The following is a 12,227-nucleotide window of genomic DNA, read 5'->3' on the forward strand; positions in this document are numbered from 1 at the left end:
ATCAGCCACGCCGGATCAGATACACCTGAACATCACCCGAGTCCTCGAACGACATAAAGTCATGCCCTGCCTCGGCGCAAAAGTGCGGCACATCAATCACCGCAGCAGGGTCGGACGCGACCAGACGCAACACGGCCCCTGCGGGCATCGTCAGCAAAGCCTTGCGGGCTTTGAGCACAGGCAGCGGGCACAACAGACCCACAGCGTCGATTTCGTGATCATTTTGGTCCGTCATGTCTTAGGCCTTTGCCCCGAAAGCATCGCTTGACCGATCAAGGTGACAGGCCATCGCAGCAACCACGCATTGTTGCCCGATTGAGTGAGAGTGATTAACCCGCTGTTGTGCAACACCCCCGCCGCAATCATGCCATGCAGTTTATCGAGCAGTTGATCTGATAGCTTCCGGCGGGCGATCTTTTCTAGACCATCTGTACGTGGGGTATTTTGCGCCACCTGCGTGTCTCCGTCAGCGGTTTTCGCCTGCATCATAGGCCGCTTAGGGGAGCGTGCCAAGATAACTCCCATCGGGTCCCGTCACACACAAAGCCGCCGCCGGTCAAACGATCGTGAAACAAGTCACTCCGACTGACGGGCACTCGAGACAATGCCTGTCGCAAAGACCAAAGTCATAAACGGTCAAAAAAGGGAAATGGTGCACCCGAGAGGATTCGAACCTCTGACCCCCTGATTCGTAGTCAGGTACTCTATCCAGCTGAGCTACGGGTGCGCTCTGGGGGCGATTTACCGAGTGCGGCGCACAGGTGCAAGGGGCATTCGTCATGATTTTTAAAAAAGTGTCGGAACACAGGCGACGGATGCCTACTCGGCGGCCTTTGTTGCACCGGTCTGTGCATGGGCATGGGCGGCGGTCGGCATGGCTTCGGTCACAAAGCCTTTGGGCAAATGAATGCCAAAGACCGTACCCGTCTCATCCGTGCGCTCCAAAAGCAATTTGCCACCGTGTCCACGGATCAATTCCGCAGCAATCGCGAGACCAAGGCCAAAGCCGCCTTTGCGTGTGCCGCCCTGGAATGGTTGGAACAGGTGGTCGCGGGCCTTTGGTGGCAGACCCGGCCCCGTGTCAGAGACGGTGAGCACCCATTCGTTTTCGTCCTCGCGTGCGGCGACACTGATCTCGCCACCATCGGGTTGCGTTGCCAACGCCTGACGGGCGTTGCGCACGAGGTTGGACAGCACGCGGTGCATCTGTTCCGCATCGGCCCGCATCACCATGGTCGCGGGGACATCCTCGGCGAATGAAATATCGGCGTCACCGGAAGACAGGCGTTCCCCCTCGATCACATCACCGACAAGCTCCGCCACGCGCACACCGGACATGGTCGGGGACGGCTCTTCGGCCTTGCCGAAGGCAAGCGTGCTTTCACACAGGTTCACGGCGCGTTGGATCGAGTTCATCAGCTTGGGCGCGGACCGGATAACCGCAGGGTCCTGCGAGGTTTCCAGACGGTCCGAGAACAGTTGTGCCGTGGTCAGAATGTTGCGCAGATCATGGGAGATTTTCGCAACCGCCCCCCCGAGCTGCGCAAGCCGTTCTTTTTGGCGCAGTGAGGACGTCAGATCTGTTTGCATCGAACACAGGGCCAATTCGGCCTCACGCAGCTCATAGACCTTGGCGGAGGGTTCAATAATGCGGCGGGCATCCTCCGGCGCTTGGGCATAGTGCGTCATCGCGCCGACCACACGTTTGATCGGACGCACGATGAGGGCGCGCACCGCGAGGAACAACAACAGCGCCGTGAACAGCGAGATGGCCGCGGAGAGCATCAAAATGCGAATGCCGTAGTCCACCATCGCATCGCGCATCGGTTCGGTTGGTAACGTCACCTCGATCAACAGGCCCGCCTGTTTCACCGGATCGCCGATCACACGGATCACGCGGTTGGTCGGATCCAAAAGTGCCGCCGTGGCATCGCGGATCAATTCAAAGGCCGAGGCGTCACGCAGATCATAGGTCGCGTAGATCTGTTCAGGGATCGGGGAGGACAGCACAAGCTGACGGATTTCATTGCGGCGCAACACGACGTTATAAACGTCCGCGTTGGCGAGCAGCTCGTCCTCAAGGTCCATATCAAGACTGTCGTTGGCCAACAGCGCAAGCGACGCGATTTGCGCCCGTTCCAGACGCGACAGCAGGAAATCCTCGCGAAAGCGTGCGATGGAGGGAACAAATATCATGATCTCTGCGGCCATCACAAAGATGATCGTCAGCATCAGGAATCGTCCTGTCAGCGAGTTGATAAACCGCGAAAGTCCCATAAACCCTTTCCGGTCCCGTTACGGCAAAAGCCGCTGAACCAGTTTCACCACTGTTTTGACCTTTGGATTGTCGAACAGTCTAGGGGTAAAATAGGCACCCGCAGCGCGTTTGTTAAGCTCTGCAAGTGTGGGATAGGGTGCAATCATGCCCGCGATCTGGCTCATCTTGAGTTTTGCGGACAACGCCAAGCTCCACAACGGGATCAATTCGCCCGCATCCGGCCCGACAATCGTGACCCCGACAGGGCGCCCTTTGACCACCATGACCTTGATGAACCCCACGCCTGCGCGGTCGGTGGCAATGGCGCGATCGTTGCCAGACACCTCGGCGCGGACAACTTCCAATTTGTCACCATACGTCTCGCGGGCGTCAGCCTCTGACAAACCCACCTGTGCCAGTTCGGGCGCGGTATAGGTGGCGTGCGGAATATGATGCGTTGCGGCCTTGGCAGGCAGGCCGAACAAAAGCGACCGGATCACGACACCCGCCTGATAGCCCGCCACATGTGTAAATTGCAGGTTGTCCGCGACCACATCGCCAATCGCATAGGCGCGGCGGTTCGAGGTGCGCAGACGCGCGTCGACTTTGATGCCTCCACGGTTGCGATTAATCTCGCCCTTTTCCAGAGCAAGGCTCTCGGAGTTAGCCACACGACCCGTCGCCACCAAAAGATGCGACCCTGTGATCCGGTTGCCGCTTTCAAGATCAAGCGTGATGTCGTGCCGCCCCCCCGACACGCGCACCACTTTGTCGCCCTCGATGATCTTTACGCCTTCGGCCTTGAGCGCGGCGATGACGAGGGCAGCCGCTTCGGGGTCTTCGCGCGACAGGGCCGTGGCCGCCTCGATCACCGTAACGTCACAGCCCAAGCGGCGATGCGCCTGCGCCATTTCCATGCCAATCGGCCCCGCACCAAGGATCAGCAAATGCGCCGGCGCCTCCCGCAGCGCCCAGAGGCTTTCGTTGGTCAGATATGGCACATCGGCCAACCCCTCGACCGGCGGCACGAACGGGCGCGATCCTGTGGCGATGACAAAACGGCGGGCGGTAATTTCCGTATCCCCTGCTTCAACCGTTTTGGGGGATGTGAACCGTGCGTGGTCGCGGATCACGGTGCAGCCCAATCCCTCGAACCGCTCCTGGCTATCGTGGGGGGCGATGGTGGCAATGGTGTTTTGAACATGCGCCATAGCATCGGCGTAACTGCGGCCCTCTTTGGCGGCATGCAACAGCGCCTTTGACGGCACACACCCCGAGTTCAAACAATCGCCACCCATCTCGCCCTTTTCAATCAGGACCACGGATGCCCCCATTTGAACCGCGCCGGAGGCGACGGACAGCCCACCGGATCCGGCCCCGATGACGCAAATATCTGTTTTGATCTTTTTCATGGGTTACAGGTCCTGTTTGCTGCGGGAGTTCAAAAATATCGGCAGGATCGCCAAGGCACACAGGCCAAGGATCGGCAAGAGGATATGCGGCTCAAAAATGACACCCAAATCAGGCGTCTCACCGGCCTCGAACACCTGACCAAGCCCCGCACCGACGGAGGTGTAAATCACCGCGCCCGGAATGATGCCAACGGCCGTCGAGACCACGAAGCGGGAAAACGGCACTCCGAGCAAGGCGGGGAGAAGATTGGCGACAAAAAACGGCACCACCGGCGCAAGGCGCATTAAAAAGAGCATCGACCACTGATTGTTGTCCAATCCGCGCTTGATCCGCTGAATACGCGCGGAGCCCGTCTCCATCTTGGCCGACAGCCAGTCACCAAGGCCCCATCGCGCCGCGAGAAACAACAGACACGCGCCCGTGGTCGCACCTATGATGTTGAACACCGCCCCCGGAAAGGTTGCGAACAAAAAGCCGCCCGTCAGTGTCGCAATCGTCGCCCCGGGAAGCGAGAACGCCACAATACTGGTGTAGGCGGCGATAAAAATGGCCACGGACAGGCCATAATGCGCATCACGATAGGCCAAAAGCGCCTCGCGATTTTCCGCAAGCGCCTCAAAACTGAGCGAATCACGGAACAAAACCGCCAAGCCAATGGCAATTGCGATCAAAACAACCAACGGGCCGGTGTGGCGCCGCGTCTTTGGGGGGTCTATATGTGCCATATGGCCTCTCTGGTTCGCTGTTGGTTGTTTATCTGCGCTCAATGGACCACAATTGCCACCTCCCACGCCCTTGTGTTGCACCGATCTCACGCGCGGTTGATCTGTCGCGAGCAGTTCGCCGGTGTTTTCGTCTCTACAGGTGGAAATGTTACAGAATTCCCAAAGACACGAATTGACAAGCCGCCTTGGGCCACCTAAACGCAGGGCTTCAATGAATGTCGGCCTTCGAATCCCACGACTTGGGGTTTGGGCCATGACCAAACCGATGGAGATGGCGCGATGAAACGCACCTTTCAACCGAGTAACCTCGTCCGCAAGCGCCGCCACGGTTTCCGTGCACGTATGGCAACCAAAGCGGGTCGCAAAATCCTGAACGCACGTCGCGCACGCGGCCGCAAGTCTCTGTCCGCATAAGGGCAGCCCTTAGGGCTCGACGAATATGACACCGCCGGATGCACCCGAGGGAATGGCAATCGCCGGAACCGAAGGTCAGCGATCGGCGGTTTTGTCATGCTCTGACGATACCGCCCGTACGCCTCTGACAACACTGGCCAAACGCGCAGATTTTTTGCGTGCGGCCCGCGCACGGCGTCAAGGCACGGGAAGCTTTTTGCTTCAGGCGCGCAAGCGCGACGACGGGGATCCCGCAACGGGAATCCGCGTCGGCTATACCTGTTCCAAAAAAGTCGGCAACGCAGTCAAACGCAATCACGCCAAACGGCGCTTGCGTGAAGTTGCGCGAGCCGTTTTGCCCGAACTGGGCCATGATGGATGGGACTATGTGTTGATCGGCAAAGCCGTGGACACCTCTGCGCGCCCCTTTGATCTCCTGCTCAAAGATATGCGCTATGCCATGCGCAAGGTACATGGCGACAGCCAGAGCACACATCCATGACCCCCTTCGCCTTTGTCGTCTCCCTGCCTGTTCGGGCCTACCGCTTGGTTTTCAGCCCCATCGTCGGGTTCAATTGCCGTTATCAACCAACGTGCAGCGCCTATGCGATGGAAGCGCTTGAAAAGCACGGCGCGATCAAGGGAACGATATTGGCAGCCAAGCGGATCGGGCGCTGTCACCCGATGGGCGGCACAGGCTACGACCCTGTCCCCGACCCCAACAAACCACCGAAAGACACTCCCGATGCCTGATGACCTCGACGATATTCACCCGCTCTTTTATGGTGCGCCCTCCACCACCGAGTTCAAAAAACTGCGCAAACGCATTGTGCGCAATACCCGTGAGGCGATCGAACAATACGGCATGGTTGAACGCGGCGCGAAATGGCTCGTGTGCCTGTCGGGGGGCAAGGACAGCTACACGCTTCTGGCGGTTTTGTACGAATTGAAGTGGCGCGGTTTGCTCCCTGTGGAGTTGATCGCCTGTAACCTCGATCAGGGTCAGCCCAACTTTCCCGCAACGGTTTTACCCGCGTTCCTTGAGAAAATGGGCGTTCCGCACCGCATCGAATATCAGGACACCTATTCTATCGTGATGGATAAAATCCCCGCAGGACGCACCTTTTGCGCACTGTGTTCGCGCCTGCGCCGTGGCAACCTGTACCGGATTGCCCGCGAAGAGGGCTGTTCGGCGGTCGTGCTTGGCCATCACCGCGATGACATCCTCGAAACCTTTTTCATGAACCTGTTTCATGGCGGACGCGTTGCGACGATGCCACCGAAACTGGTGAACGAAGAGGGCGACCTCTTTCTCTATCGCCCCCTCGCCCATGTGTCCGAAGCCGATTGTGAAAAATTCGCAACCGCGATGAATTACCCCATCATCCCGTGCGACCTGTGCGGATCCCAAGACGGGCTACAACGCCAACAGGTCAAACAAATTCTTGACGGGTGGGAAAAGAATGCGCCGGGCCGCAGACAGGTGATGTTCAAGGCACTCACCAACGTGCGCCCATCACATATGTTGGACCCAAAGCTGTTTGATTTTACGGAATTGGCTCTCGAGGAAAAAGTCAAAAAATCTACGGATATTCCTCTGCTGCGTTAACTTAGTCGCCATATTTTTGCGTTTAATTCATGCAAGATGATCGTCCGCGGGGGGCGGCGCGACAAGTGAGGTGGCATGCGTGCGACAACGGCTAACAACTCCGGATCTTGCAACCTTTAGACGTCTGTTTCTCAGACCACAAAGCGTTGCCTTTCTCCCCGCAATTTTCCTCGCTGCCTTTTGGTTCGGGGGGGAGGCCGCTCTCATCGTCACAACCGTTTTGTTCCCCGCCGCGGTTTACGCGCTTGCGTCTGATAACGCAGGATCACGGGCCGCCGCGAACAAGGACGGGCTCACGGGATTGCCGCTGCGCCCTGCGGTGCTTGAGGCACTGGACCGCATTTTGGACATGCGCGACACCAATGGGCGCACGACCGCCTGCCTGATGGTCGAAATTGAAAACATCGGCGCACTTTCGGCATCATACGGGGCCGAAACCACCGACAAGCTGCAACAGATCGCGGCCCGCCGCATCGGCGACACCATGCGCGAACATGATGTGGTTGCCAAACTCGACGGCACACGGTTTGCAATCGCACTTGCCCCCGTGCGCCGCGCCGACCTTGAAACCCTCATTCAATTGTCCTCACGAATTCAGGCCGCCCTCGCAGAACCCTATTCCATTGATTCCGCAAAAATTTACGCCTCGGCCTCCATCGGTTTTTGCACGCCGACACGCGCACCGGCGCAATCGGGCGCGGCCTACCTTGATGCCGCCGAAGCCGCACTCCTGGACGCAAGCCACAATGGCCCGGGCTCGATTCGCGCCTATTCGGCAGATCGCATCCACCGCCCTCTCGAGCATAGCTTTGACCCCGATGAGGTCGCCATGGCGCTTGAAAACGGGCACATCGTTCCGTGGTTCCAACCACAGGTGTCAACCGACACAGGCGAGGTCACCGGCATGGAGGCCCTCGCCCGTTGGGAGCACCCCGAAAACGGCGTCATCGCACCGGCAAAATTTCTCCCGATGCTCGAAGAGTTGGGCCTTCTGGAGCGGCTGGGCGAGGTCATTCGGTTTCACGCGCTTTCGGCGCTGCAAAGTTGGGACAAAAATGGCATGCGCATCAAATCTGTTTCGGTCAATTTCACCGCCACAGAGCTGGCCAATCCGAAACTGGTCGAAAAATTGAGTTGGGAATTGGACCGGTTTGAATTGTCGCCCGACCGTCTCGAAATCGAAGTTCTGGAAAACGTGATTGCGGCCACGGACGACGACATCATTCCGCGCAACATTCGCGCCCTCAAGGCGATCGGATGTCGCATCGACCTTGACGATTATGGCACGGGGCATGCCTCAATCGCCAATATCCGCCGGTTTTCCGTGGACCGGATCAAAATCGACCGCTCCTACATCACCCGCTGTGACATCGACCGCGAACAACAAGACATGCTTGCCGCTATTCTGACTATGGCTGAACGGCTGGAGTTGGAAACCTTGGCAGAAGGGGTGGAAACCTTGGGCGAGCACGCCATGCTTGCGCAATTGGGCTGTGGCTATGTACAGGGATTTTCGGTGTCGCGCCCGCTGCGTGAGGCTCACGTTCAAGACTGGGTAGCGCAACATCTCAAGAAAATCGAAGACGCCCCACGGATCGGTCGCCGCGCCGGGTGATCGGGAGCCACGCCCCTCAAACCCGCGCCATTGGGTTCACTTTCCAGTAAAACCCCCAAGTTTCGGGCAAAACTGCTTGACCTTTGGGCTCTAGGCGGGTTGAACCTGCGCAGATGGAATTCCAATAATCAGGCGGCCGGAATGGACGATCAAAACAAGAATCTGATCCTTGCAGTTGTGCTCAGCGGGATCGTGTTGCTCACGTGGACCTATTTTTTCCCTGCGCCCGAGCCAGTCACAGATCCGAACGCACCCGTCGCGCAGCTCAGCGCCGACACTCAAACTGCGGCAGATGGCACGGTTGCCCTCGCCCCACCGTCGGCCGACGGGGTGGCCGGTGGAGCAACGGTTACGCCCCAGACCGCCGAGCAGACGCCCGACGCGCCACGCATCGACATCGAGACAGACCGCGTTGTGGGTTCGATCTCCTTGGTTGGTGGCCGCATCGATGACCTGTCGCTCAAGGATTACAAAGTCGAGCTTGATAGCGAAGAGATCGTAACCCTGCTCACGCCCGTAGGCTCGGATGCGCCCTATTACGCCGTTTACGGTTGGGCCCCCGGTGGCGATCTGACGGGGACGGATGTTCCCGGAGCCAATACCGAATGGGCCGTTGAAAGCGGTGATACACTGGGCGTTGGCGCCCCGGTCACATTGGCGTGGAACAACGGCAAAGGATTGATGTTTCGTCGCACCATCGCCATCGACAAAGATTATCTGTTCACCATCACCCAGTCGGTTGAGAACACCGGTGCAGACGCCAAACGCATGGCCGCCTACGGCATCGTTGCGCGCCACGGCACACCCGAAGTGTCTCGCTACTTTGTCCTCCACGAAGGCCTCGTTCGCCTGACGGACAAAACCCTCGAAGAGGCCGATTACAAAGATATTGCAGACTACGACATGGTGGCCCGCGAGGGGGCGCAAGCCTCCGTTGCGCAGGTCGAGGAAAACGGTTGGATCGGCTTTACCGATAAAAACTGGATGACCACACTTGTCCCACAACCCGGTCAGCCCTTTACCTCCGTCGTCAAATACGTGGCCAACCCCGAAATCTATCAGGTCGAGAGCCGCCTCCCCGCGCAGACGGTCGAGCCCGGCGCTACGGTCGAAAACACCACCTATCTCTTTGCCGGCGCAAAGGAATGGGAAGCCATCAAACACTATCAGGACGACACCGGCGTCTATCACTTTGTTGATTCGATTGACTGGGGGTGGTTCTTCTTCTTCACCAAACCCATTTTCCGCCTGCTGCACGCCTTGAACGGCATCATCGGCAACATGGGCTGGTCGATCATCGTTCTGACGCTGATCATCAAGGGCATCATGTTCCCGCTCGCCTATAAATCCTACGTCTCGATGGCGCGGATGAAAGAGCTGCAGCCTGAAATGGAAAAGCTCAAGGAAGAGGCCGGCGACGACCGCGAGAAAATGCAGCGCGGCATGATGGATCTGTACAAAAAGAACAAGGTGAACCCCGCCTCGGGTTGTTTGCCGCTGTTGTTGCAGATCCCCGTGTTCTTTTCGCTCTACAAGGTGATTTTCGTCACCATCGAACTGCGGCACGCACCGTGGCTCGGGTGGATTCGCGACCTGTCGGCACCTGACCCCTCGTCGATCCTGAACCTGTTCGGCCTGCTTCCGTTCGCAGCCCCCGAACCCGGCTCGATCATTGCGATCCTGTCCCTTGGCATCTTGCCAATTCTGTTGGGGATTTCCATGTGGTTGCAGCAAAAGCTGAACCCCGCGCCCACCGATCCAAGCCAGAAAATGATCATGGCATGGATGCCTTGGGTGTTCATGTTCATGCTCGGCAGCTTTGCCTCCGGCCTCGTGCTTTACTGGATCGCGAACAACACCATCACATTCATCCAGCAATACCTGATCATGCGCAGCCACGGCCACAAACCCGAGGTTCTGGGCAACATCATGGGCTCCTTGCGCTCAAAGAAAAAGGAGGACGCGTCCTAACGGGCGCGTCTCACCCATGGAACTCACATTTCCCATTGTAGAACCCGAAGCGGCGGCCCTCGAAAAGGGCCGTTTGCTCTTTGCGGGCGAGACGGATTTTGTCAAAGGCGTCGTCGCTATGGACGGCATGCCGCCGGACGATCGCATCGAAGTGTGCTTTGCGGGGCGCTCGAACGTGGGCAAATCCTCCCTGATCAATGCCCTCACGGGCCGCAAGGCGCTTGCACGCGCGTCCAACACGCCCGGACGCACACAGGAGATCAACTTTTTCACCTGCGCCGAAAGCCACTACCTCGTCGATCTTCCCGGCTACGGCTACGCAAAAGCACCGATCAAAACGGTCGAAAAATGGCAGCGCCTGCTCAAGGCCTACCTGTCGGGCCGCGCCACATTGCGCCGCGCGTTTGTCCTCATCGACAGTCGCCATGGCGTGAAGTCGGTGGACGAGGAAATCATGGCGCGACTTGATAAATCTGCCGTCACATTTCAGGTGGTGATGACCAAAGCGGATAAGGTCAAGGATGCCGAGCGCGAAAAAATCATGGCGCAGGTCCGCTCCAAGATTGCACAGCACCCCGCCGCATACCCCGAAATGATCGTGACATCCTCCGAAAAGGGATGGGGCGTAGACGTTTTGCGCGCTGTGATCGCCACACTGGTTTAACCCGACGCGGTCTGATCCGGCGGCTCTTTTGTCCAATCCATACGTTTGCTTGCAGGGGCAGGTCCCTTCGCGGTATTGAGGGGCAACGCCCTCTATGGATGCCACGGATATGAAGAAGCAAGATATGAACAGAGACTGGATCGCAACCGCCCGCACCCTTTCCCAAGCCCTGCCGTTTTTGCAGCGATATGAGGGCGCAACCGTGGTGATCAAACTCGGGGGGCACGCCATGGGGTCCGACGAGGCGATGGAGGATTTTGCCCGTGATATCGTCTTGATGCAGCAGGTCGGGGTCAAGCCCGTGATCGTGCATGGTGGTGGCCCGATGATCAACCAGATGCTCGACAAACTGGGCATTGAAAGCACCTTTGTCGGCGGCAAGCGCGTCACGGACAAAGCCACGGTCGAAGTCGTCGAAATGGTTCTGTCCGGCCTCGTGAACAAGCGCATCGTTCAGGCGATCAACGGCCAAGGCGGTCGTGCGGTCGGGATCTCGGGCAAAGACGCGAACCTGATGATTTGCGAGCAAACCAACGCTGATCTGGGTTATGTCGGCACCCCCGTCGAGATGGACCCGCGCATCATCCGCGAGCTTGGCGACGAGGGCCTCATCCCCGTGATCGCCCCCCTTGGTGCGGGTAAAAACGGCGAGACATTCAACGTAAATGGTGACACGGCGGCCGGTGCCATTGCCGGCGCATTGACCGCTGATCGACTTTTGTTGCTCACAGATGTGTCAGGCGTCAAAGGCAGCGATGGCGAGGTGCTAACCTCACTCAATTCCGACCAGATCCGCTCTTTGACCGAAGAGGGGGTCATCGCCGGCGGCATGATCCCGAAAACCCAAACCGCGCTCGATGCGCTGCGCGATGGCGTACGGGCGGTGGTTATTTTGGATGGGCGTGCGCCCAATGCCTGTCTGCTTGAGTTGTATACCGAGCACGGCGCGGGGTCATTGATCCGTGACACGCCCTCCAGTGCGAAATCACAGGGCTGACCCATGACCCTCCGCCTCATTGTGATGCGTCACGCCAAATCAAGTTGGGATGATCCCCTGCTGCCCGATTTCGAACGCACGTTAAACAAGCGTGGCCTGCGCAATGCCGCGACCATGGGGCGGTGGTTGGCCGATACGGGGTACATCCCCGACACGGTTCTGCTGTCGTCCTCTGTGCGCACCACACAGACCTGTGCGTGCGTGTTGGATGCGGCGGGAATTTCCCCCATGCAGGTCTCGACAAAGGCGCTCTACCATGCGCCCGATTTTCAGATTCTGCGCACCCTTGCACAGGCAAAGGGCAACACGGTTTTGCTCATCGCCCATAATCCCGGCATCGGTGATTTCGTGTCGCATTTTGCGGCACAACCCGTCACGCATCCCGATTTCGTACGCTATCCCACCGCGGCCACAACCGTGTTCGAGGTCGATGTCGCAACATGGGCGAAGGCCCGGTTTGGCGAGAACCGCGTGCTCGAGTTCACCACCCCGCGCGATCTGGAACGCTAGGCAGAAACGCCGGGAACATGCAAAAAGGGCGCCACATCGGGCGCCCTTTTGTCTGTCTGGCCATACGCCATTT

14 protein-coding genes and 1 tRNA gene are annotated in these 12,227 nt (G+C 58.5%); 9 read left to right on the forward strand and 6 right to left on the reverse strand.

The genetic code is table 11. From position 1 onward, the window contains the following. Window position 1: 1 nt before the first annotated feature. The 6 genes from ACN0Q0_RS11675 to ACN0Q0_RS11700 all read right to left on the reverse strand — a co-directional run bounded on the left by ACN0Q0_RS11675 (window position 2) and on the right by ACN0Q0_RS11700 (window position 4,395). Window positions 2-235: a sulfurtransferase TusA family protein gene (locus ACN0Q0_RS11675; RefSeq protein WP_417243572.1), complete on the reverse strand. Its 234-nt coding sequence runs from the start codon at window positions 233-235 to the stop codon at window positions 2-4. After that, window positions 232-453, reverse strand: a complete 222-nt coding sequence (locus tag ACN0Q0_RS11680) for a hypothetical protein (RefSeq protein WP_417243573.1) — start codon at window positions 451-453, stop codon at window positions 232-234. Before ACN0Q0_RS11680 ends, ACN0Q0_RS11675 begins: the two co-directional genes overlap by 4 nt. 197 nt (window positions 454-650) lie before the next feature. Beyond that, window positions 651-727, reverse strand: a tRNA-Arg gene (locus ACN0Q0_RS11685). A 92-nt stretch (window positions 728-819) separates the two neighbouring features. Next, a complete protein-coding gene (locus tag ACN0Q0_RS11690; protein WP_417243574.1) occupies window positions 820-2,232 on the reverse strand; it encodes a sensor histidine kinase in 1,413 nt (470 codons plus the stop codon). A gap of 63 nt (window positions 2,233-2,295) precedes the next feature. Further along, window positions 2,296-3,669 (reverse strand): dihydrolipoyl dehydrogenase family protein, encoded by a 1,374-nt coding sequence (locus ACN0Q0_RS11695; protein ID WP_417243575.1) that lies wholly within the window; start codon window positions 3,667-3,669, stop codon window positions 2,296-2,298. A gap of 3 nt (window positions 3,670-3,672) precedes the next feature. Continuing rightward, window positions 3,673-4,395 carry a TVP38/TMEM64 family protein gene (locus ACN0Q0_RS11700; protein ID WP_417243576.1) on the reverse strand — a complete coding sequence of 241 codons (723 nt, stop codon included), beginning with the start codon at window positions 4,393-4,395 and terminating at the stop codon, window positions 3,673-3,675. Window positions 4,396-4,674: 279 nt separating this feature from the next. On the opposite strand from ACN0Q0_RS11700, the gene rpmH reads away from it, so the two are divergent. The 9 genes from rpmH to ACN0Q0_RS11745 all read left to right on the forward strand — a co-directional run bounded on the left by rpmH (window position 4,675) and on the right by ACN0Q0_RS11745 (window position 12,154). Further along, the gene (rpmH, locus tag ACN0Q0_RS11705) at window positions 4,675-4,809 is read left to right on the forward strand and encodes a 50S ribosomal protein L34 (protein WP_012177012.1); all 135 of its coding nucleotides are present in this window, start codon (window positions 4,675-4,677) and stop codon (window positions 4,807-4,809) included. A 25-nt stretch (window positions 4,810-4,834) separates the two neighbouring features. Then, window positions 4,835-5,290, forward strand: a complete 456-nt coding sequence (gene rnpA / locus ACN0Q0_RS11710) for a ribonuclease P protein component (RefSeq protein WP_417243577.1) — start codon at window positions 4,835-4,837, stop codon at window positions 5,288-5,290. Next, the gene (gene yidD / locus ACN0Q0_RS11715; protein WP_417243578.1) at window positions 5,287-5,541 is read left to right on the forward strand and encodes a membrane protein insertion efficiency factor YidD; all 255 of its coding nucleotides are present in this window, start codon (window positions 5,287-5,289) and stop codon (window positions 5,539-5,541) included. The genes rnpA and yidD overlap by 4 nt, the downstream gene beginning before the upstream one ends. Beyond that, the gene (ttcA, locus tag ACN0Q0_RS11720) at window positions 5,534-6,397 is read left to right on the forward strand and encodes a tRNA 2-thiocytidine(32) synthetase TtcA (protein WP_417243579.1); all 864 of its coding nucleotides are present in this window, start codon (window positions 5,534-5,536) and stop codon (window positions 6,395-6,397) included. Before yidD ends, ttcA begins: the two co-directional genes overlap by 8 nt. 79 nt (window positions 6,398-6,476) lie before the next feature. After that, the gene (locus ACN0Q0_RS11725; protein ID WP_417243580.1) at window positions 6,477-8,012 is read left to right on the forward strand and encodes an EAL domain-containing protein; all 1,536 of its coding nucleotides are present in this window, start codon (window positions 6,477-6,479) and stop codon (window positions 8,010-8,012) included. Window positions 8,013-8,153: 141 nt separating this feature from the next. Then, window positions 8,154-9,983: a membrane protein insertase YidC gene (gene yidC, locus ACN0Q0_RS11730; RefSeq protein ID WP_417243581.1), complete on the forward strand. Its 1,830-nt coding sequence runs from the start codon at window positions 8,154-8,156 to the stop codon at window positions 9,981-9,983. 16 nt (window positions 9,984-9,999) lie between these two features. Next, complete coding sequence (gene yihA / locus ACN0Q0_RS11735) at window positions 10,000-10,647, forward strand: ribosome biogenesis GTP-binding protein YihA/YsxC (RefSeq protein WP_417243582.1); 648 nt, start codon at window positions 10,000-10,002, stop codon at window positions 10,645-10,647. A 109-nt stretch (window positions 10,648-10,756) separates the two neighbouring features. Beyond that, window positions 10,757-11,644: an acetylglutamate kinase gene (argB, locus tag ACN0Q0_RS11740; protein ID WP_417243583.1), complete on the forward strand. Its 888-nt coding sequence runs from the start codon at window positions 10,757-10,759 to the stop codon at window positions 11,642-11,644. Between the two features lie 3 nt (window positions 11,645-11,647). Continuing rightward, window positions 11,648-12,154, forward strand: a complete 507-nt coding sequence (locus tag ACN0Q0_RS11745; RefSeq protein WP_417243584.1) for a SixA phosphatase family protein — start codon at window positions 11,648-11,650, stop codon at window positions 12,152-12,154. Window positions 12,155-12,227 lie beyond the last annotated feature (73 nt).

Origin of the sequence: Celeribacter sp. (assembly GCF_048259695.1) — a bacterium.
In the GTDB taxonomy this organism is placed as follows: domain Bacteria; phylum Pseudomonadota; class Alphaproteobacteria; order Rhodobacterales; family Rhodobacteraceae; genus Celeribacter.

Bases quoted from the DNA above. Each gene is read 5' to 3' on its own strand.
- ACN0Q0_RS11675 (WP_417243572.1), bottom strand. From the start codon at position 235: ATGACGGACCAAAATGATCACGAAATCGACGCTGTGGGTCTGTTGTGC.
- ACN0Q0_RS11690 (WP_417243574.1), bottom strand. From the start codon at position 2,232: ATGCTGACGATCATCTTTGTGATGGCCGCAGAGATCATGATATTTGTT.
- ACN0Q0_RS11695 (WP_417243575.1), bottom strand. From the start codon at position 3,669: ATGAAAAAGATCAAAACAGATATTTGCGTCATCGGGGCCGGATCCGGT.
- ACN0Q0_RS11700 (WP_417243576.1), bottom strand. From the start codon at position 4,395: ATGGCACATATAGACCCCCCAAAGACGCGGCGCCACACCGGCCCGTTG.
- rpmH (WP_012177012.1), top strand. From the start codon at position 4,675: ATGAAACGCACCTTTCAACCGAGTAACCTCGTCCGCAAGCGCCGCCAC.
- rnpA (WP_417243577.1), top strand. From the start codon at position 4,835: ATGACACCGCCGGATGCACCCGAGGGAATGGCAATCGCCGGAACCGAA.
- yidD (WP_417243578.1), top strand. From the start codon at position 5,287: ATGACCCCCTTCGCCTTTGTCGTCTCCCTGCCTGTTCGGGCCTACCGC.
- ttcA (WP_417243579.1), top strand. From the start codon at position 5,534: ATGCCTGATGACCTCGACGATATTCACCCGCTCTTTTATGGTGCGCCC.
- yidC (WP_417243581.1), top strand. From the start codon at position 8,154: ATGGACGATCAAAACAAGAATCTGATCCTTGCAGTTGTGCTCAGCGGG.
- yihA (WP_417243582.1), top strand. From the start codon at position 10,000: ATGGAACTCACATTTCCCATTGTAGAACCCGAAGCGGCGGCCCTCGAA.
- argB (WP_417243583.1), top strand. From the start codon at position 10,757: ATGAAGAAGCAAGATATGAACAGAGACTGGATCGCAACCGCCCGCACC.
- ACN0Q0_RS11745 (WP_417243584.1), top strand. From the start codon at position 11,648: ATGACCCTCCGCCTCATTGTGATGCGTCACGCCAAATCAAGTTGGGAT.